This window comes from Microbulbifer sp. TB1203 (assembly GCF_030997045.1).
GTDB lineage: Bacteria > Pseudomonadota > Gammaproteobacteria > Pseudomonadales > Cellvibrionaceae > Microbulbifer.
This window is the reverse complement of the sequence record NZ_CP116899.1, coordinates 1,372,137-1,392,345: the sequence shown is the minus strand read 5'-3', so window position 1 is coordinate 1,392,345 and position 20,209 is coordinate 1,372,137. Positions and strand designations below refer to the sequence as shown.

Here is a 20,209-nt window from a genome sequence, read left to right as displayed (position 1 = left end):
ATGCCGCCGCCGCACGCAATATCGGTCAACTCGGCCGGAGTTGGCGCCGCCGGAAAAGGTCGGCGGGGAAGCCGTTACTTGAAGGGGATATACACTTCAACCCGCAGCCCGCAGCCCGCAGCCCGCCGCCGCTGCGGTTGCGCAGAGTGAGCTGCCCGCCGTGGGCCTGGATAATATTCCGGGCGATGGACAGACCCAGTCCCACGCCACCGGTTTCGCTGCTGCGGGACTTGTCCAGCCGATAGAAAGGTCTGAGTACCGCGGACAGTTCGTTTTCGGGGATTCCGGGCCCCGGGTCTTCAACGAGAACAGAGACCCCCTGCCGGTCCGCTTCCATGCGAATATGCGCCGAGCCGCCGTATTTGACGGCGTTGTCGATAATATTCTGTAGCCCGCGGCGCAGGGCCACCGGGCGGCAGTCCAGGATATACGCGCGCTCGGTGTGTGTGCAGCTTACGGGATAGCCCTCCTCCCTCAGGTCCTCGGCAAGGCTCTCGACCAGCGCGGTGAAATCGATGCGCCGGGGTGTCTCGTTCGGCTCTATGCCCCGGACGAAATCGACCACCGACTGGATCATCGACTTCATGTCGTTGACCACCCTGAGCAGGCCCTCGCTCTCCTGCGGATCGCGCAACAGCTCCGCGCGCAGTTGCAGGCGGGTGGCCGCCGATCGCAGGTCGTGGGAAATGGCTGCCAGCATTTCCGTCTGTCCGTGCACCAGCCTGCGCAGGCGGTACTGCATGCGGTTGAATGCCCTGGCCGCTGCCACGACTTCGCGCGGACCGCTCTCGGGCAGGGGAGGGGTGTCGATATTGACCCCGATGTCGTCCGCTGCCTGGGCGAGCTGTTCCAGTGGGGCCACAGTTCGGCGTATCAGGTACCAGGCCAGCAGCAGGGCGACCGCGCTGGAAAACAGCAGGTAGATGAGCACCGCATCGTGGATCAGGGATTCGCCTTCGGGAAGGATGGCGTGGAAGACGGCCCGCTCATCGTCCGGAAAGCTGATGGACACCAGCACATCGAAACCGCGCCGGGGATCGCCGCGGGCGAGCAGTCGAGCGGCCGCCAGGCGGCGCAGGCACACACGGGCGTCGAATCCGGGAACGTCGGCGAAGGCGCTGTCGAGGGACTCGGACATTCGCGCGGAGAAGTCGTTGTCCCGGCAGCGCTCGTCGTCCAGGCTGGCCGGTTCCGGAAACATGGTGAGAAACTGGGTTTCGGCGGCGGCGAGAATCTGTTCGCGATCCTCTTTGGGAAAGCTCCGCGCGAGGTTCACGACCCCGATAATCCGCGCGGCGAGATCCGTGGCTTCAGTGAGCAGAATGGTCTTCTCGCGATTGATTTCGTAGATCGCCAGGCTGACCGCGTGGGAGAGTAGGAAGGCGGCAGAGAGCACCAATGCAGCCCGAGACTTGATGGAGCTGGGCAGCCAGGCGGTCACATCGTCTCCACCGGGTAGGTGAATATATAGCCGGTGCCCCAGGCGGTCTTTATGATTTCCGGCTTTTTGGCGTCATCTCCCAGTTTGCGCCGCAGGCGGCTTACGTGGGAGTCGATGCTGCGGTCGAAGGGATAGCTGTTCCTGCCCTTTGTCAGGTCCAGCAGCCGGTCGCGGGAGAGGGGATTCTGCGGGTTTTGCACGAATGCCAGCAGCAATTCGGTCTCGCTGGTGGAGAGGGGAATGGCGGTGGCGTCTACCACCAAGGTGGCGGTCTATGCACTGGCGCGATCCTATCCGGGGACCGAGTTGCTGGTTTATATCGGCGCGACCATGGCCTGCTTCCCGATTTTCTTCGCGGTGATCGAGAACGACCTGCGCCGGGTGTTGGCCTACAGCCTGATCAACCAGCTGGGTTTTATGGTGGTGGGTATCGGTATCGGCACTGCGCTGGCGATCAACGGCGCGGTGGCCCACGCGTTCAATGATGTGATTTTCAAGGGGCTGCTGTTTATGTCCATGGGGGCGGTGCTGCACGTCACCGGGAAAATCAACGGTTCGGAACTGGGCGGGCTGTATAAAACCATGCCCAAGACCACGGTGCTGTGCATCGTCGGCGCCGCGTCGATTTCCGCCTTCCCGCTGTTCAGCGGTTTTGTCAGCAAGTCACTGGTGATGAGCGCGGCGATCGCGGAGGGCTACGACTGGGTGTGGCTCCTCCTGCTCTTCTCCGCGGCAGGGGTCTTCCACCACGCGGGGATCAAGATTCCCTATTTCGCCTTCTTCGCCCACGATTCCGGCATCCGCGCCCAGGAGCCGCCGATCAATATGCTGGTGGCCATGAGCATCGCCGCGGTCCTGTGCCTGGCGGTGGGCATCTACCCGCAGGCGCTGTACCAGCTGCTGCCCCATGAAGTGTCCTACAGCCCCTACGATGTCACCCATGTGCTGACCCAGCTGCAACTGCTGTTCTTCTCGGCGCTGGCGTTCGTGTGGCTGAACCTGCGCCGGTTGTATCCGCCGGAGCTGCCGTCGGTGAACCTGGATGTGGACTGGCTGTACCGGCGACTGCTGCCGGACGCCGTCCGTCGTGCAGTGGCCGGGGCTTTTCGTGTCGATGCGCAGCTGCGCGGTGGCGCGGTCAAAGCCGTCGAGCGGCTACTGGATAGCGTCAGCGCCCAGCAGAGGGCCGGTGGCATCCTGGCGCAGAACTGGCTGACCGGCAGTATGGTGGCGGGTGTGGCGCTGTTGCTGGGGGTTTTCCTGCTGTTGGGATTAGTCGGCTGACCAGCAGCGTCCTGTGGTACCGGCGGCCAGTACCTAGTGTGGTGTAAGGTACTAAATGCGGATATCAGCGGGCCGCTAAGCGGCCAGATGCAAGGCGCATTTGCGCTGGCGTAGTTGCTCTACGTCAAGCAAATGCAACGCCGCAGATGGCTGCTTAGCGGCCCGCCCGAAGGGAGCCCCCCCTCTTCACCAATAGAGAGGGCCCACAGCCGCGTTGCCGCTCTTGAAAAGGGCGAGCCATTCCCTGCGAGCGGCGCCTTCCTGTGAACATTTTGGGGGGCTCTGATAACCGCATTTAGTACCTTACACCACACTAGATACCCTGTTCCAAATCAAGCTTTGGTCATGCCGGCGCAGGCCGGTATCCAGCCCAGTGGCACCTGGGTTCCGGCCTGCGCCGGAACGACGACAATGCGTCGTAGATCTGTAGGATGGGCACAAATCGGCAATCCTGCCGATTTGTGCCCATCCTACGAATCCAGTAATTGTCGGGAATCCCGCCTGCGCAATGTGGGCGAGAGGCGCACCATATCGATCAGCGCGTCCATATAACGTTCCCCCAGCTCCGCCAGATCGCCGATCTGCGGCTGCAGCAGCCAGTCCTCCAGTACCCCCACCAGCGCGCCGTGCAGCATGGGCACAACCACTTCGATATCCAGGTCGGCGGGAAGCTGGCCCCTGGCGACCGCCGCGGTAATCAGTTCGCGTACCCGTTCAACACCCTCGGCGTGGCCCTTGATCAGGCGCTGGTGGATCTCTCCACTCTCGGTCACCAGTTCGCAGCGGTGGAAGACAATTTCCAGGATCAGTTGCCACTGGCGGTTGCGGGATACTTCCCGGAACAGCCACAGCCAGAGGCTGCGCAGCACACCCAAGGGATCTCGATTTACGTCTTCGGTGGTGCATTCACAGAGTTTCTCGCCGGGGAATTGCACCCGCTCGGTGAGCGCTGAGAAGAGGTCCGCCTTGTTGCGGAAATGGCCGTAGACGGCGCCGCGGGTGACGCCCGCGAGTTCGGCGATTTCGGTCAGGGAAGGGCGGGCGACCCCGTGCTCGTGAAACACGGTGATGGCGGCGTCCAGGATACGCTCGCGGGTTTCCCTGGCTTCCTCTTTTCTGCGTCTGGCCATTTGGCTGGGCTCCGGGTACTTCTGTGCGGTGCGATGATATTGGTGTGTATCCTAATTCATATTCATGCGTGAATAAATACTTTGGAGTTGGAATAACCACACCTGTCGCTCCTTGAATTACAATGCGATCACTACAAGCCGTTACAAAAAAAATGAAAACACAAAGATATTGCCTACTGCTCGACCTCGAAGATGATCCTGCGCTTATCGAGGAATATAAAAAGTATCATCAGGGGGTATGGCCGGAAATCATTCAAAGCATAAAGGGTTCTGGCATAGAGGATATGGAGATCTACCTGCTGGGTAACCGGTTGACAATGATCATAGAGGTAAACGAAAACTTTTCTTTCCGGCAAAAAGCTGAAATGGATGCAGCCGATCCTACAGTACAGAAATGGGAAGCATTAATGGCGCAGTTCCAAAAACCGCTGCCCTGGGCCAAAAAAGGGGAGAAGTGGGTGAAGGCAGAGTGCGTATTTAAGTTGCCTTAGTCACAGGGCAATAGACGGCGCCCCGTCGGCGGCGCGTCCAGGATGCGCTCGCGGCCTCTCTGGCTTCCGGGTACTTCTCAATTGCTCCGTTGGCCTCGGATACCCGGCTACTGGCCGACTTTCAATTGAAGTCGGTAGATTTGGCGCCGTTAATAGCGACTACTACAAGATTTGGGCGGTGGGACCGTCCTCCTGCATCGGAGTAGGCACATCCTAGTCCATATTCACGGGTGAATAAATACTTGATATTCATTTATGCATGAATATAGAATCCGTTCAATCCATCAAAACAGGACAGAGCTGTCTGTCCGTGCAACCTTTGCTTAAGTGCGGCCCGCCCGGAAGGCGGGCCTTTACCGAGGTAGTCATGCTCAAAAAGAAAGCGTTCGTTAGTAGTGTGCTATTGGCATCTGTACTGCTCGCTGCCTGTGGAGAGGAATCCGCTGCTCCGCCACCGATGGCACCACAGGTAACTGTTGTGACCCTCAAGTCGGAGCCGGTGACCCTGACACGGGAACTGCCCGGCCGAACCAACCCCTACAAGGTGGCCGAGGTGCGTCCCCAGGTGAACGGCATCATCGGACAGCAGTTGTTCCGCGAGGGTGGCCTGGTGGAGGCGGGACAGCCCCTTTATCAACTGGACGACGCCATCTATCGCGCCGATGTCGACAGCGCCAAAGCCAGCCTGCAGAGCGCCCGCGCGACATTGAACGAGGCTCGCCTGAATGCCGAGCGCATCGCGAAACTGGTGAATACCGGCGCAGTGAGCAAACAGGAGAACGATAGCGCCCAGGCGACCCTGCAGAAGGCGGAAGCCGAAGTGGCCAGGGCCAAGGCGGCGGTGCAACAGGCCCGTATTCAACTGGACTACGCCCGTATCAGCGCGCCCATCGGCGGGCGCATCGGCAAGTCCGCGGTGACCCAGGGCGCCCTGGTCACCGCCAACCAGTCCGCCGCACTGGCCACGGTGCAGCAACTGGACCCCATTTATGTGGACCTGACCCAGTCCGCCAGTGAACTGCTGAGCCTGCGCAAGGCCCTGGATGCCGGCACCCTGGAAAACTCCGGCGACCTGCCGGTGAGCATCCTGCTGGAGGACGGCAGCACCTACGAACACAAGGGCAAACTGGAATTTGCCGAGGCCAGCGTGGACCCCTCCACCGGCAGCGTGCTGCTGCGGGTAGTGGTGCCCAACCCGGAGCACCTGCTGCTGCCGGGCATGTACGTGCGCGCGGTGGTGGGCCGCGGCGTGCGCGAGAACGCGATCCTGGTGCCCCAGCAGGGCATCGCCCGGGATCCCAAGGGCAGCACCTCGGCCATGGTCGTGACCGGCGAGGGCACAGTGGCCCAGCGCTCGGTGCAGGTAAGCCGCACCATCGGCGACAAATGGCTGGTGGAGAGTGGCCTCGAGGCCGGTGACAGGGTCATCGTCGAGGGTCTGCAGAAGGTACGCCCGGGCGTGCCGGTACAGGCCGCCGAGGCACAGCCGCCCGCGACGCCCGGGGGTGTCGAGGCCACCGTCGGCGAGGACCAGCCCGAAGAAGTCCAGGCGCCGACCGCGCAAGAGTCGTAAGGAGGTCCGGCAGTGGCAAGTTTCTTTATCAACCGCCCAATCTTTGCCTGGGTGATCGCGATCATGGTCATGGTCGGCGGCGGCCTGGCGATCACCCAGTTGGCGATCGAGCAATATCCGAATATCGCGCCGCCCGCAGTGACCGTCAACGCCCATTATCCCGGCGCCTCGGCGCAAGTGGTTGAGGGTTCGGTTACCCAGATAATCGAGGAAAACATGAAGGGGCTCGACGGCCTCCTGTACATGTCCGCCACCAGCCAGGCCAATGGCTCCGCCTCGATCACCCTCAATTTCTCCAGCGACACCGACGCGGACACCGCCCAGGTGCAGGTGCAGAATAAGCTGCAACTGGCGATGCCGCTGTTGCCGCAGGAGGTGCAGCGCCAGGGGGTCAACGTCAGCAAGTCGCGCAGCGGCTTCCTGCTGGTGGCCGGCTTTGTATCCTCGGACGGCAGCATGTCCAAGACGGATATCTCCGACTATGTCACCTCCAGCCTGGTGGACCAGATCAGCCGGGTACAGGGCGTGGGCAATGTGCAGGTGTTCGGTTCCAAGTACGCCATGCGTATCTGGCTGGACCCCAACAAGCTGAAGACCTACAGCCTCACACCGGCGGATATCTCCGCGGCGGTGCGGGCGCAGAATGCACAGGTGGCCGTGGGCAGTCTCGGCGGTACGCCGGCGGTGCCGGGGCAGCAGCTCAACGCGTCGGTCAATTCCCAGGGGCGGCTGCAAACGCCGGAGGAGTTCCGCAATATCGTGGTGCGCGCCAATCCGGACGGCTCGGTGCTGCGCCTGGGGGAGGTGGCCCGGGTGGAGCTGGGCGCCGAGGATTATTCGACCCTGACCCGCTTCAACCGCCAACCCGCCACCGGTGTGGCCATTTCCCTGGCCAGCGGCGCCAACGCCCTGGAGACGGCGGAGGCGGTGAAGGCGAGGTTGAACGAACTGGAGGCGAGCTTTCCCCCAGGGCTCAAATATGTGGTGCCCTTCGACACCACGCCTTTCGTCAAGATCTCCATCGAGGGCGTGATTCACACGCTGATGGAGGCGGTGGTGCTGGTGTTCCTGGTGATGTTCCTGTTCCTGCAGAACCTCCGTGCCACCCTGATCCCCACCATCGCCGTACCGGTGGTGCTGCTCGGCACCTTCGGCGTACTGGCGGCGCTGGGTTACTCCGTGAACATGCTGACCATGTTCGCCATGGTACTGGCCATCGGCCTGCTGGTGGACGACGCCATCGTGGTGGTGGAAAACGTCGAGCGGGTGATGGCGGAAGAGGGCTTGTCGCCGAAGGAGGCCACGAAAAAGTCGATGCAGCAGATCACTGGCGCCCTGGTGGGTATCGGCGTGGTGTTGTCGGCAGTGTTTGTGCCCATGGCGTTTATGAGCGGTTCCACCGGCGTCATCTACCGGCAGTTTTCCATCACCATCGTATCGGCCATGGCGCTGTCGGTGCTGGCCGCCATTGTGTTGACGCCGGCACTCTGCGCGACCCTGCTCAAGCCGGTGAAAAAGGGCGGAGAGCACGGCACTTCCGGTTTCCTGGGGGGCTTTTTCGGCTGGTTCAATCGCAATTTTGAGCGGGGCAGTGAGAAATACCGGCGCGGTGTGCGCGGCATTCTGGCGCGCAGCGGCCGCTTCGTGGCAATTTATGCCGCCCTGTTCGCGGCCGTGGGCCTGTTGTTCCTGCACACCCCCAGTTCCTTCCTGCCGGAAGAGGACCAGGGCGTCCTCTTTTCCATGGTGCAGGCGCCGGTGGGCGCCACCCAGGAGCGTACCATGGAGTCCATCCACAAGGTGGAGGACCACTTCCTGAACAACGAACAGGATACGGTGGCATCCGTCTTCTCCGTGCAGGGCTTCAGTTTCGCCGGCAGCGGCCAGAATGCCGGTATTGTCTTCGTCAAACTGAAGGACTGGAGTGAGCGCGAGGAGGAATCGCAAGGCGCCGGCGCCGTCGCCATGCGCGGCATGGGCGCGCTGATGCAGATCAAGGACGCCATTGCCTATGCCTTCGCGCCGCCGGCGGTGATGGAACTGGGCACCTCCAACGGCTTTAACTTCTACCTGAAGGACAACGGCGCCCTGGGTCACGAGGCGCTGCTGGCGGCCCGCAACCAGTTTCTCGGCGCCGCGGCACAGAGTGAGCTGCTGGTCAATGTGCGCCCCAACGGCCAGGAGGATACGCCCCAGTTCCAGGTGGATATCGACACCGCCAAGGCTGCTTCGCTGGGCGTGTCCCTGAGCGCCATCAACAATACCCTCAGCGCCGCCTGGGGCAGCCAGTATGTGGACGACTTTATCGATCGCGGCCGCGTGAAGCGCGTCTACATGCAAGCGGACGCCGAGTACCGCATGGACCCGGAGGACTTCAACCTCTGGTATGTGCGCAACGATCGGGGCGAGATGGTGCCCCTGTCCAGCTTTGCCAGCTACCGCTGGAAGTACGGTTCGCCGCGCCTGGAGCGCTACAACGGCGTGGCGGCCATGCAGATCAACGGTCAGGCCGCGCCCGGCGTCAGCTCCGGCGAGGCTATGGCAGAAGTCACGCGGCTGGTGGCTACCCTGCCGCAGGGAATCGGCATGGAGTGGACCGGTCTGTCCTATGAGGAGCGCGCCGCCGGCGCGCAGACGCCGCTGCTGTATGCACTGTCGCTGCTGGTCGTCTTCCTGTGCCTGGCGGCGCTGTACGAGAGCTGGACGGTGCCCACCTCGGTACTGCTGATGGCCCCGCTGGGGATTCTCGGCGCGGTGCTGGCGAGCAACCTGCGCGGCATGGAACGGGATATCTATTTCCAGGTGGCCATGCTCACCACCGTGGGCCTGACCAGCAAGAACGCCATCCTGATCGTGGAGTTCGCCAAGCAGAACCTGGAGAGCGGTATGGAGCTGGTGCAGGCCACCATGCAGGCGGTGCGCGACCGCTTGCGGCCGATTATCATGACGTCGCTGGCGTTTGGTCTCGGCGTACTGCCCCTGGCCATCGCCTCCGGCGCCGGCTCCGGGGCCCAGCGCGCCATCGGCACCGGGGTGTTGGGCGGCATGATCGTGGGCACATCGCTGGGGATTTTCTTTATCCCGCTGTTTTTTGTGGTGGTGCAGAAGCTGTTTGGCCGCAGGCAGCCCGGAGAAGTGGCGGTGAAAACCAGTGATACGGCACTGCCCCGCGAGGAAGCCGCCGAAGCCCTGTAGGAGCGGCCCATGGCCGCGATCGAGCTTGCCGCCGATTCGAGCCATCCATGATGCCCTGCGGGCGCCTTCGGCGCCCAAATTGGTCCAGCCAAATTCGATCGCGGCCATGGGCCGCTCCTACAATTCCCTTCCTGTTTATGCCCCGCAGCCTCGCGGGGCACATCCGAAAAAACCGCTTTCGCGCCAATCACAAAACTGCACCGCAGTTTTCTGTGATATATCACGAATCCCGCGCCAGCCGTCTGGTATTGGCCTGGCCACCTCTGTATAGTCCGCTCGCAATTTTGGCATCGATGTCGCCCGTGCGACGTATCCCGCCCCCGCAGCTGATGGATGCTGGACGGCTGCGCCCGGAACAAAACGTTCCCATTAAGAAGAACAACTAACTGGAAGAACGACAGTTCGCGCTTTTTCCCGATGGAAAAAGCAGCGGGAGCTGTTTTGCTGTTTGTGGCCGGAATCCGCCGGGTTGTCAGATGACCCTATATCTATTCAAGGATCGTGAAATGTTCGAGATAGTTCTGCTTTTCCTCTTGGCCGCGGCCCTGGTGCCGCCGCTCTACCTGTTGGGCCAGGTATCGGTGCTGAAAAAACGTGTTGAACGGGTGCTGGCGACCTCGGCCGGCCCTGAGGAGTGCAGGCATGTCCTGGTCACCGCCCAGCGCGATCTGGTGCAGTCCTTCGATGTTTTCGACAGCCTGCTCGCCTCCCTGCAATATTCACATGGGGCCCTGAGCCCCGCCGCCCGCATGTTTGTCTCCACTTTCCGCGAGCGGGCTGCCGCCTACGTGGAGCGGGGTTGTGAAGGCAGCCTCCTGAGTACGCAACTGCGCGAGGACCGCTTGAAACAGCTGGCAGTGATACTGGCGCAGAAGCACCAGGCGGATCTCATGCGACGAGGCTATCCGCCAGTGAATACGGATGCGCTGGATAACGGGGACTTCAGCGAATATCTCAAACTGCTGAAATATCTTGTGCAGTGCTACCTGGCGCATATCGAAGGCTCGGAAAGCGGGCGGGTCGTCGGGGCCAGGCTCTTCCCTGCAGAGGCTCTTTGAGGCGGTGATGGAAAAGACATCAACGACTGTGCCCGCAATTATCGGCTTGTGCCGGGAATGGTGCCGGGAAACGGAAGCTATCTGGCCCCGCCTGCAGAGGTTTGTGGAGCAGATGTCCGACAGGGTACGAATTCGCGAATTGGGAATTCAGGTTCAACGGGAACTGCCGGAGGATTCCCACACGGTGGCGGAGCTGGCCTATTGGCAGGTGCAGTGGGTACTGGACATGGAACCCGCGCAGCTTTGTGACAATACGGTTGCCATTGCGCGCTTCTGCCGGGTATTTCTCTTCGCCGGCGAACTGGACCGGCGAGCCCTCCCGCCGGGCTCCGAACAGCTTTTCGAAGAACTGCTGGAATATACCCAGTGGATGGAAATCACTCTGCTGATGGAAATACAGGGCACCGTCAAATCTCGCCGGCTGGAGCAACTGGCGGATGCGATCCACCGCAGTTGCCGGCGGCTGCCGGAACCGGCGCGGCTTTCGCGGATTTCACAGCGTTGCGGGCCACTTACAACGCTTTCAGGGAGCGGCCAGTAGTTTTAGAATCCCGGCAGGTCCAATAACACAAAAGGCACGGGAATGAGAAAAGGCACACTGGCGGCGGGATTGGTTTCACTTTTTGCCGGCAATCCGGTTACAGCCGAAGAAAACCGGCTGGAAACCATCGCGGTTACCGGCACCCGCTACGAGCAGCCGCTGCGGAATCACGCCGGCAGCCTTTCCCTGTTGAGCGGTTCCTCGCTCGAACTGATCTCCCACACCCACATCCAGCAGAGCCTGGCTCGCGTGCCCGGAGCGGATTTTGCCCGCGGCAATGGCCAGGAATATCTGCCTTCCCTGCGTTCGCCGGTATTGAGCGGCGCCGGCGCCTGCGGCGGGCTGCTGGCCGCGGAGGACGGCATCCCGCTGCGCGCCGCCGGTTTCTGCAATATCAATGAACTCTTCGAATCCGGCAGCGAAATGGCGCGGCGCATTGAAGTGGTCCGCGGACCCGCCGGAACGCTATACGGCTCCAACGCCATGCACGGTGTAATCAATGTGATCGGCCCGGAGGTAGAAAAGGAAGAGGGAGTGACCATAGGCTTGGAGGGTGGGCCCCACGATTACGCGCGTACAGGTATTTCCGGCAACAGCGGTTTGTCCGGCGCCCGCGGGTTGCGCGCGGATCTTTCTCTGACCCGCGACGGCGGTTACCGCGATCACTCCGGTTTCGATCAGCAGAAACTCCGACTGGCGCACCGTTACGACGGCGTTGAACTATCCGTGACCACGCGGCTGGCTGTTGCCAATCTCAATCAGGAAACCGCCGGCTATATCAAGGGGGAGGGCGCCTACCGCAGCCGGCGCCTGAGCCGCACCAACCCCAACCCGGAGGCATTTCGCGATGCCCAGGCCCTGCGATTGTCGTCGCAGGTGGAAATGGATCTGGAGGAGGGCGCCCGACTGAGCCTGACGCCCTATCTGCGCAAGACGGAAATGGAATTCCTGCAACACTTTCTACCCGGCAAGCCGCTGGAAGAAAACGGCCAGAGCAGTGCAGGTTTTCGCAGCAGCTACCGGACCGATCCCGATGCACCCTGGCAGCTGATCGCGGGATTGGATGCGGAATACACGCGTGCCTTTCTGCTCGAACGCCAGGACACACCCACCGAGGGCTCGGAATTTCTGCGGGAGACGATTCCTCTGGGCCGGCACTACGATTACCAGGTGGACGCGCTGATGGCCGCGCCCTTTGCGCTGGCGAACTGGCAGGCAAGCGAGTCGCTGGCGCTAAACGCCGGCCTGCGTTACGAGACGATGGTTTACGACTATGACAACCGCATGCTCGCCGGGCGCACCGCGGAGGACGGAACGCCCTGCGGTTTCGGCGGCTGCCGTTTCAGCCGGCCGCAAGACCGCGAGGACCGCTTTGAAAACTGGTCGCCGAAAATCGGCGGTATCTATCAAATGGCTGAAAACCAGCAGCTCTTTTTCAACCTGGCCCACGGTTTCCGCGCACCACAGGCCACCGAACTCTACCGCCTGCAACGGCAGCAGACAGTGGCGGAACTGGACCCGGAAGAAATTGCCAGTGTGGAAATCGGTCTGCGCGGTGAAGGGGAAAGACTCGGCTATGAATTGGTGGCCTACGCTATGCACAAGGACAATGTGATTTTTCGCGATGCGGATTTTCTCAACCAATCCAATGGCAAAACAAAGCACCGGGGAGTGGAGCTGGCCCTGGACTATGCACTGGCGGAAGACTGGCAGCTGGAGATGTCCGCCAGCTACGCCGACCACCGCTACCGGGACGACCGCCTGCTGGACGGTATGTCGATAGAGAATAATTTAATGGACTCGGCCCCGCGGCATTTCGGCAGCAGCCGCCTGCTCTGGCAGCCCTCGGCGCAAGTACATGCTGAACTGGAGTGGCTGCACCGGGGGCGCTATTACACCGATCCGCAGAATCTGCACAGCTACCCGGGACACGACCTGCTCAATCTGCGCACCCGGTTTCAATTGGACGAGCGCTGGGCGCTGTCGGCGCGGCTGATCAATCTCACCGACGAAGCCTACGCAGAGCGGGCGGACTACAGCAGTTTTTCCGGCAACCGCTATTTTCCCGGCGAGCCGCGTTCCCTCTACCTGGAACTCCACGCAAACCTCCTGTAGGAGCGGCCAGCGGCCGCGATCAACCTTGCTTCGTAGCTAGCGATATGCGGCTAACACGGAACAGCAACTTCTCCTTGTAGGATGGGCAAAGCGTAGCGTGCCCATCTTCCGGGGCCTCAATGGGCACGCTACGCTTTGCCCATCCTACAAAAATTGCCCTGGCCCCGGCAGCTCTGCAGGGCGGACACTCCATAAACATTCCCCTTTATTTTTCTCTTCGATTGATCGACTTACACAGTCGTGCAATGGATTTTCCATTGATTTTACAAGAGTGCTCGTGTTAGAAGAGGCGCCTCTGCTGTATAAGATCCCAATTTGAGGCCATTTCCTGATTGGCCTGGAAAAGTAAGCGCAAGCGCATTATTGCGGACATGGAGTGTGATGTGGGGGTACCAATAGCAAAAGGAAGCTACTTTTCCTGTTTGTCTGTCATTGCCAGATTTCACCATTTGGCAACCAATCCGACACAGTTAAATCGCGAATTCCCTGAATCCGAATACTTGGCGGCACACGAGGCGATAGCGGCGGCCAACTTCCTCGGCCTTAAAGCCAGGCTTGTCCAGAGAAAGGCCGAAGAGCTGAGCGAGCTGCCCTTGCCGGCAGTGGTCATTTCTGCGGAAGGTGCATGCGCCACACTGGGCCGCATTCACGATGGCAAGGCGCTGCTGCAGAAGGCCAGCGAGCCCAAACCCTATACCGTTCCGGTTGAGGAGTTACTCGATTCCGATTCGGGTGCGATCTCCCTGCTGGTCTTTCGCAGGAAGGGAGTACTGTCCTCTATCCAGCAGAAGTTCGATATCTCCTGGTTTATTCCCGCCATTCTCAAATACAAGAAGTTGCTGGGCCAGGTACTGCTGGCATCCTTCTTTATCCAGCTGTTTGCCCTGGTTACACCGCTGTTCTTCCAGGTGGTGGTGGACAAGGTGCTGGTGCACCAGGGGCTTACCACCCTGGACGTGCTGGCGCTGGGCTTTCTGGTGGTCTGTGTGTTCGATGTGCTGCTCAACGGCCTGCGGACCTATCTGTTCAGCCATACCTCCAATCGCATCGATGTGGTGCTCGGTGCCCGGCTGTTTCACCATCTGCTGCGCCTGCCAATCGCCTATTTCCAGAGCCGCCGGGTCGGCGACACCGTGGCGCGGGTGCGGGAGCTGGACTCCATCCGCCAGTTCATCACCGGTTCGGCGCTGACACTGTGTATCGATCTGTTCTTCACCCTGGTGTTCTTTGCGGTGATGTTTCTCTACAGCCCGACGCTGACCTGGATAGTGCTGGGCTCGCTGCCGCTCTACGTAATCCTTTCAGTGGTCATCACACCGATACTGCGCAATCGCCTCAATGAAAAATTCAAGCTCGGCGCGGAGAACCAGGCATTCCTGGTGGAAGCCTGCAACGGTGTGGAGACGCTCAAGAGCCTGGCGGTGGAGCCGCAGATGCAGCGCCGTTGGGAGGACCAGATGGCGGCCTACGTCAATGCGTCCTTCCGGGCCCTCAACCTGGGCAACGTCGCCAATCAGGTCGCGAGCCTGATCAACAAACTGGTGACCATCGGCATCCTGTGGGTGGGGGCGCACCTGGTGATCGCAGGCGAGCTGAGCGTGGGCATGTTGATCGCCTTCAATATGATCGCCGGCCGGGTCAGCCAGCCGATCCTCAAGCTGGTGCAGCTGTGGCAGGACTTCCAGCAGGCGGGCATTTCCGTCAAACGCCTGGGCGATATCCTCAATACACCCAGGGAGGCCGGGCATGATCCCAACCGCACCACACTGCCGGACATTCGCGGCGAGATCCGCTTCGAGCATGTGAAATTCCGCTACGGGCCGGACAGACCCCTGGTCATCGACGATATCCAGCTCGCCATCAGGCCCGGAGAAATCGTCGGCATAGTGGGCAGGTCGGGTTCCGGCAAGAGCACCCTCACAAAGCTGGTGCAGCGGCTACATGTGCCTGAGGCAGGGCGAGTACTGATCGACGGCGTCGACCTGGCGCTGGTGGACCCGGCCTGGCTGCGCCAGCGGGTCGGGGTGGTGTTGCAGGAGAGTTTCCTGCTCAACCGTACCGTGCGGGAGAACATCGCCCTGGCGGACCCCGGCGCGCCCATTGAGAAAGTGATTGCCGCGGCCAGGCAGTCCGGAGCCTACGATTTTATCCTGGAGCTGCCGGAGGGCTTCGATACCGTGGTCGGCGAGCAGGGCAGCTCCCTCTCCGGCGGGCAGAAGCAGCGCATCGCCATAGCCCGCGCGCTGATGGCAGACCCGAGGATACTGATCTTCGACGAGGCCACCAGCGCCCTGGACTATGAATCGGAAGCGGTGGTGCAGGCCAATATGCGCCAGATCTGCCAGGGCCGAACGGTGTTGATTATCGCCCACCGCCTCTCCGCCGTGCGCGACGCCAACCGCATCGTGGTGATGGACAAGGGGCGCATCGTGGAGCAGGGCGGGCCCAAGCAGCTGCTGCAGAAGAACGGCCACTTCGCCAAGCTCAATGCCATGCAGTCCAACCTGCGGGAGGTGGTGTGAGCAAGCTGCCTTCACTGTTTTCGGCCCGCCCCGGGCGGCGCAAGCGGGATTCACTATTGGACTTCGTGCCCGCGGCGCTGGAGATAGAGCAGTCGCCGCCCAACCCGCTGGGCCTGTGGCTGATCAACAGCATTTGCCTGTTCTTTGTCATCGCCATCCTCTGGGCCATCTTCGGCAAGATAGATATAGTCGCCGTGGCCGAGGGCACCATCGTTCCGGATGGCAAGGTGAAAACCATCCAGGCCAACGAACTGTCGGTGGTGCGGGAAATCCATGTGCTGGAGGGCAGCCGGGTTCAGGAGGGAGATCCCCTGATCACCCTGGACGCCACCAATGCCGCCGCCGACCTGGAGCGCCTGGATGGCGAACTCAAGACATCCCGCGCCCGCCTGGCGCGGGAGCGGGTGTATTCCACCTACCTGCCGCGGCTGGGGGAGGGGAAGGTCGCGATGATGCAGGAGGCACAAGCCGGCCTGCGGGACAAACTCGTCGGTGTGGATGCCCGGGAACAGCTCCCCTTCCAGCAGAGCCTGCTGCGTGGCTACTTTACCGACTACCTGGCCGAAAGCGACCTGATCGACCAGCAGATCGACTCCAAGCAGCAGGAACTCGACATGTCCCGCGCCCTGGTGCGCAAAGCGGAAAAGACCCTGCCCATACTCACCGAGCGCACCGCCTCCCTGGAAAAGCTCCTCAGCCGCGATTTGGTAGCCCGGGACAAATACCTGGAACTGGAACAGCAGCGCATAGACGCGGAGGAAGGGCTGGCACTGGAACAGGAGAGGATAGAGCAGCTCCAGTCGCAGCTTCGCGAACTGGACTTGCAGCGGTCCGCCCTTCTGAGCAAATCGCTGTACAACAGCCTCTCCCAGCAGGAAGAACTGGAGCGGAATATTACCTCCCTGGAAAAGGAGTACGCCAAGGCCCGGCTCAGAAACCACCAGCAGGTGATTCGCGCCCCCATCGCCGGCACCGTCCAGGAGCTGGCAATCCATACCCGCGGCGCGGTGCTCGAGCCCGCCCAGCCACTGATGCAGATAGTGCCCGCCGGCAGCACGCTGGAAGTCCAGGCCTGGGTACTGAATCAGGATATCGGCTTTGTCGAGGAAGGGCAGCCGGTCACCGTCAAGGTATCCACCTTTAACTTTACCAAGTACGGAATCATCGAAGGCACGGTCGCCAACCTGTCCGAGGATGCAGTAATGGACGAGGACAAGGGCTACCGCTACCTGTCCAGTGTCCGCCTGAACACCCAGAGCCTGCAACTGCCGGATCGGGAACTGCCGCTACGTGCTGGTATGCATGTGGTGGCAGAGGTGAAAACCGGTAAGAGAAATATCTACGAGTACTTTACCAAGCCGATTCGCGAATCACTTGGTAGCAGTTTTGGGGAAAGATAAGCATGAATAACAGCATCCAGAGCAACTCCCTGCTCCTGTGTTGGAGTTTTCCTCACAGGCGATTCGGCTGGCTGAGAGTATTTATGATGATAGTTTTCCTCCTGGTCGTAACCGCCTGTGCCACACCCCGGAAGAATGAATCGCCAGATAAGACACAAATCGATTCGAACCTCGCCGACTGTACGACAGAAAGCGAACCAGTAGAGAAGATGATCTGTAAAGATAAAGAGCTACAAGAACTCCACGCGGAACTTCAAGATATACACCTGCAGCTACAGGCAATACCGGAAGCTCGGGTTCCCATAAGAAAATCGCAGCAATCCTGGCTACGGACCAGAAATGGCTGCCGGCAAAGGCACTGTGTGGAATTGGCCTACAGTCTGCGTATCGGTCAGCTGAAAATGATGCTGGATATATGTGAGATGGAAAATAGCAGGATGTACTCTTCTCTGGTGAGGCCTACCGAACAATGCCAGAACTCCCTGGCTGGCCTGGAAACCTCAGGAATAGGTGGCGTAATGCCCATTCTGGGACCAAAACCACAGATACGAAAAGTTTATGGAAAGCTCAGTCCGACTCGGAATACTGTTGCCCCTGCTCGTCCCCAGAGTTCAGGATTTGACAATAAAGATAATTCAAGATACTCGAATACAAAGGTTTCCAGGGAGAGAATATCCTCGGAACAGGATCGGGAAGACGTAAAAGAAGTAAAGCCGGGATTTGATTGTAACCAAAAGCTGAATTACAGCGAAATGTCCATATGCTCAGATTCATATCTGTCTAGCTTGGATAATTATCTAAACCTCCTGTATAGGCAATATCAGGAGCTAAGTTTCTCTCCTGGTACCTTGAAAAATAAACAATTGAAATGGTTGAAGAAGCGCAACTCATGCAAAAAGTATGACTGCATAGAGAAAAATTACAATATCAGAATTTCAGAAATCATCCGCGGAATCAAGAATATTGACAATCGTTTTTCCGCTCTTGAGCCAAGTGTGGTGGTGGGTTTTTTTGAAAAAGAGAAAAAGTCTTATTCCGCCATATCAATAAAGGAAACTATTGGCGGTATTGATGAAAACAAGAAACTTTTCCCTGAAACGTTTTTTCGTCTTGCGTCGGCAGATATCGAGGCATTCGAGAGGGAAAAAAGGGATATGTATAAGTTTTATTACTCATATCAAGTTTCATATAAGAATATCTTTCCTGAGACATTGAAGGGCCAGTTTTTGGTAGATTCTTTGGGTAACTTGATCTCTGTAAATGTATATAAAAATACCAATTTTGAAAAGATTCTTGATGGGATAGCAAAATCTTCTATGCCCAATAGTAAGGACCATCTGGAGATAATGCATAGCGTCTTGATTGAGCTTCGATCTGAAGGAGTGGAAACCACCGGAGATTTCCTCAAATACTTTGAAATGGAGCCATTAAAAATATTAACGGGTTCTGGGAAAATTCCGTGTTCCAAACATAAGAAACGGCCTTACTTGATTAAAGGTAGCGTTCTAAAAGACATTGTTAACTGTAGCTGGGGGAATGATATTATCGACACCTACCAAGGTAGTGATGAAATCGAAGGCAGCTGGGGAGATGAAATAATAGCAGCCGGCGCAGGTGATGACATCATAGACGGTAGCTGGGGTAATGAAATGATCTATGCCGGCCCGGGAAATGACAGCATTGAGGGAAGTCACGGGAGTTTAACGCTTTTGTATGGTGCTGACTGGGGCAATGATTCTGTATCAGGGATTTGCGATCTTATCATCTTTTCCTCGGAAAATAAGTCTGATGAAATACTTTGGGAAAATAAACGAGAAATCGTAAACAAAAGAACTGGTGATAAAGTCAAGCTGACGAGCCAATGCAAAGATGTGCACTTCTCAAGCATTGGTTTTGAGTAACTGGCGCCACCGTACGGAATAGGGCAGCTATTATGAGTAGAAGAACGAAAACCATCCGTCACATTGCTTATTCGATAATCATGTTGCTCGTATCGACTATTTGCCATGCGGATCTTGTCGACGAAACCTCAACGACTACTATAAGCGTGCGAGAAATAAAGCAATCGGAAAGGCAGGAGCCTCGGAGCTTTGAAGGTCCGAGTTTCGACTGCAAGAAAGCTTCGACAAAAGTCGAAAAGACAATCTGTAATTACAGATACCTGTCGGATCTTGACCGAGAACTGGACGAAATATACAAGCAAAAGAGATCAATTCCGGAAATTCGGGAAAGTGTCAGAGAATCGCAGTTGGATTGGCTGCGCAATGATAGGACCAAGTGTGAAACTGCTGAAGGTATGTCTTATGACGGTAGCGGGCCAAGGATCGTGTCGTGTATCAGTTCCGCCTACCGGAACAGAATACAAGAACTCAATACTTTTAGTGCTCCTTTTCATTCCAGTATAGAAATACTTGACTCAAGGAGTGGGTCGGGTGCAGAACCTTCTGTAGCCTCAGGTAAGCCCATAAAGTTCAAGTTAATGATAGGAGGCGAGTATCCATTGTGTAGAGACTATGTGGATATGCTGAACCAAGCAGGATACAGAGAGGCGCCTGTTTGTGAAAGGAAAATCCTTCCTGATTTTCCAAAATTCAAGGCTGTCGAATGGGCTGAAATAACGGACAAAGAAGAAATAAAAAAAATAAGGAAAGAACAGATAATAATGGAGTTTCTGTGGCCGACAGAGGGCCAAAAGAAAGCGAAAAAATTCTGGCTTGCAGAAGAAAGGAAAATGGATTCCGGGGATTATCCGATTTTGCACAGAGCACATATTGATATTGATCATGATGGAGAGGTTGAAACGGTTTATCGATTTTCAGTATTGAAACCCGAGTTAGAGAAGTACGGAAACTGTACAACATTGAAAACTTATTTTATTAAGCATGATGACGCGAAGAAAAATGAGGAAGTTTATGGTCGTCCGTTAGGTGTTGCTAACACGCTTAATTCAAGATCAGGCCTATCTAGGTTGTTTTATTATGACAGTCGTGTGCGTATGGATTCATGGAGTCAAACTTATAGATATCAACTAACCGTTGCTGACATTGAACCAGGTCCGGGGAGTCATGCTTGCGGTGTAAATATTGTTCAACATGGAGAGGCTGACAAATGATTACGGTTAAAGATCAACTGACAGAAGAGCAGTATGAGGAGTTGCGCTGGAATGTTATCCGGTATATGGAGGAGCGGGGTGGCGAAATTTCATGGAGCCCTTATGTTGATTCTGCCACGCCTCCGCAAACTACCATTGGGGTAGGGTTCAATATCCAAGGAGTTCCTGGTTTAAGAAGGCAGATATACAACCTGCTTGGAATTGACCAAGTAGATGGTCTGGATGACTCCGGTTACCGTCTTCGGCTGGATGCAGCTATAGACAATAATGATCTTGCAGAACTGGATGCCATCATGCTGGAGCGGTATAACGATGCCACGCCCGAGCAGCGTGATGGAATGCCAAGT

Annotated in this window: 14 protein-coding genes and 1 pseudogene; 12 read left to right on the top strand and 3 right to left on the bottom strand. The window is 58.3% G+C overall.

Translation table 11 applies throughout. The features are described 5' to 3' along the window. Positions 1 to 25 precede the first annotated feature (25 nt). Positions 26 to 1,441: an ATP-binding protein gene (locus PP263_RS05900; protein WP_308367436.1), complete on the bottom strand. Its 1,416-nt coding sequence runs from the start codon at positions 1,439 to 1,441 to the stop codon at positions 26 to 28. After that, positions 1,438 to 1,701 carry a helix-turn-helix domain-containing protein gene (locus tag PP263_RS05895; protein ID WP_308367435.1) on the bottom strand — a complete coding sequence of 88 codons (264 nt, stop codon included), beginning with the start codon at positions 1,699 to 1,701 and terminating at the stop codon, positions 1,438 to 1,440. The genes PP263_RS05900 and PP263_RS05895 overlap by 4 nt, the downstream gene beginning before the upstream one ends. On the opposite strand from PP263_RS05895, the gene PP263_RS05890 reads away from it, so the two are divergent. After that, a complete protein-coding gene (locus tag PP263_RS05890) occupies positions 1,682 to 2,725 on the top strand; it encodes a proton-conducting transporter membrane subunit (RefSeq protein WP_308367434.1) in 1,044 nt (347 codons plus the stop codon). The two genes, PP263_RS05895 and PP263_RS05890, sit on opposite strands and share 20 nt — an antisense overlap. A 470-nt stretch (positions 2,726 to 3,195) precedes the next feature. Here the strand turns inward: PP263_RS05890 and PP263_RS05885 are convergent, their stop codons facing one another. Further along, positions 3,196 to 3,855: a TetR family transcriptional regulator gene (locus PP263_RS05885; RefSeq protein WP_308367433.1), complete on the bottom strand. Its 660-nt coding sequence runs from the start codon at positions 3,853 to 3,855 to the stop codon at positions 3,196 to 3,198. Positions 3,856 to 3,977: 122 nt separating this feature from the next. On the opposite strand from PP263_RS05885, the gene PP263_RS05880 reads away from it, so the two are divergent. From PP263_RS05880 to PP263_RS05835, 11 genes and pseudogenes are all read left to right on the top strand, one after another. After that, positions 3,978 to 4,346, top strand: a complete 369-nt coding sequence (locus tag PP263_RS05880) for an L-rhamnose mutarotase (protein WP_308367432.1) — start codon at positions 3,978 to 3,980, stop codon at positions 4,344 to 4,346. Between the two features lie 478 nt (positions 4,347 to 4,824). Further along, a complete protein-coding gene (locus tag PP263_RS05875) occupies positions 4,825 to 5,919 on the top strand; it encodes an efflux RND transporter periplasmic adaptor subunit (protein ID WP_374693699.1) in 1,095 nt (364 codons plus the stop codon). Positions 5,920 to 5,931: 12 nt separating this feature from the next. Further along, positions 5,932 to 9,114, top strand: coding sequence for an efflux RND transporter permease subunit (locus PP263_RS05870; protein WP_308367430.1), 3,183 nt, complete (start codon positions 5,932 to 5,934; stop codon positions 9,112 to 9,114). Positions 9,115 to 9,620: 506 nt separating this feature from the next. After that, positions 9,621 to 10,172: a hypothetical protein gene (locus PP263_RS05865; RefSeq protein WP_308367429.1), complete on the top strand. Its 552-nt coding sequence runs from the start codon at positions 9,621 to 9,623 to the stop codon at positions 10,170 to 10,172. A gap of 7 nt (positions 10,173 to 10,179) precedes the next feature. Then, positions 10,180 to 10,713 (top strand): hypothetical protein, encoded by a 534-nt coding sequence (locus tag PP263_RS05860; protein WP_308367428.1) that lies wholly within the window; start codon positions 10,180 to 10,182, stop codon positions 10,711 to 10,713. 42 nt (positions 10,714 to 10,755) lie between these two features. Further along, a complete protein-coding gene (locus PP263_RS05855; RefSeq protein WP_308367427.1) occupies positions 10,756 to 12,828 on the top strand; it encodes a TonB-dependent receptor in 2,073 nt (690 codons plus the stop codon). A gap of 371 nt (positions 12,829 to 13,199) precedes the next feature. Beyond that, on the top strand, positions 13,200 to 15,350 hold the full coding sequence (locus PP263_RS05850; protein ID WP_308368569.1) for a type I secretion system permease/ATPase: 2,151 nt from the start codon (positions 13,200 to 13,202) through the stop codon (positions 15,348 to 15,350). Further along, on the top strand, positions 15,347 to 16,750 hold the full coding sequence (locus PP263_RS05845) for an HlyD family type I secretion periplasmic adaptor subunit (RefSeq protein ID WP_308367426.1): 1,404 nt from the start codon (positions 15,347 to 15,349) through the stop codon (positions 16,748 to 16,750). The genes PP263_RS05850 and PP263_RS05845 overlap by 4 nt, the downstream gene beginning before the upstream one ends. Positions 16,751 to 16,752: 2 nt before the next feature. Next, a complete protein-coding gene (locus PP263_RS05840; RefSeq protein WP_308367425.1) occupies positions 16,753 to 18,651 on the top strand; it encodes a hypothetical protein in 1,899 nt (632 codons plus the stop codon). 32 nt (positions 18,652 to 18,683) lie between these two features. Next, positions 18,684 to 19,109, top strand: a pseudogene (locus PP263_RS22675) (lysozyme inhibitor LprI family protein); the annotation flags it as partial. Positions 19,110 to 19,265: 156 nt separating this feature from the next. Continuing rightward, complete coding sequence (locus PP263_RS05835; RefSeq protein WP_308367424.1) at positions 19,266 to 19,862, top strand: hypothetical protein; 597 nt, start codon at positions 19,266 to 19,268, stop codon at positions 19,860 to 19,862. The last annotated feature ends 347 nt before the right edge of the window (positions 19,863 to 20,209 follow it).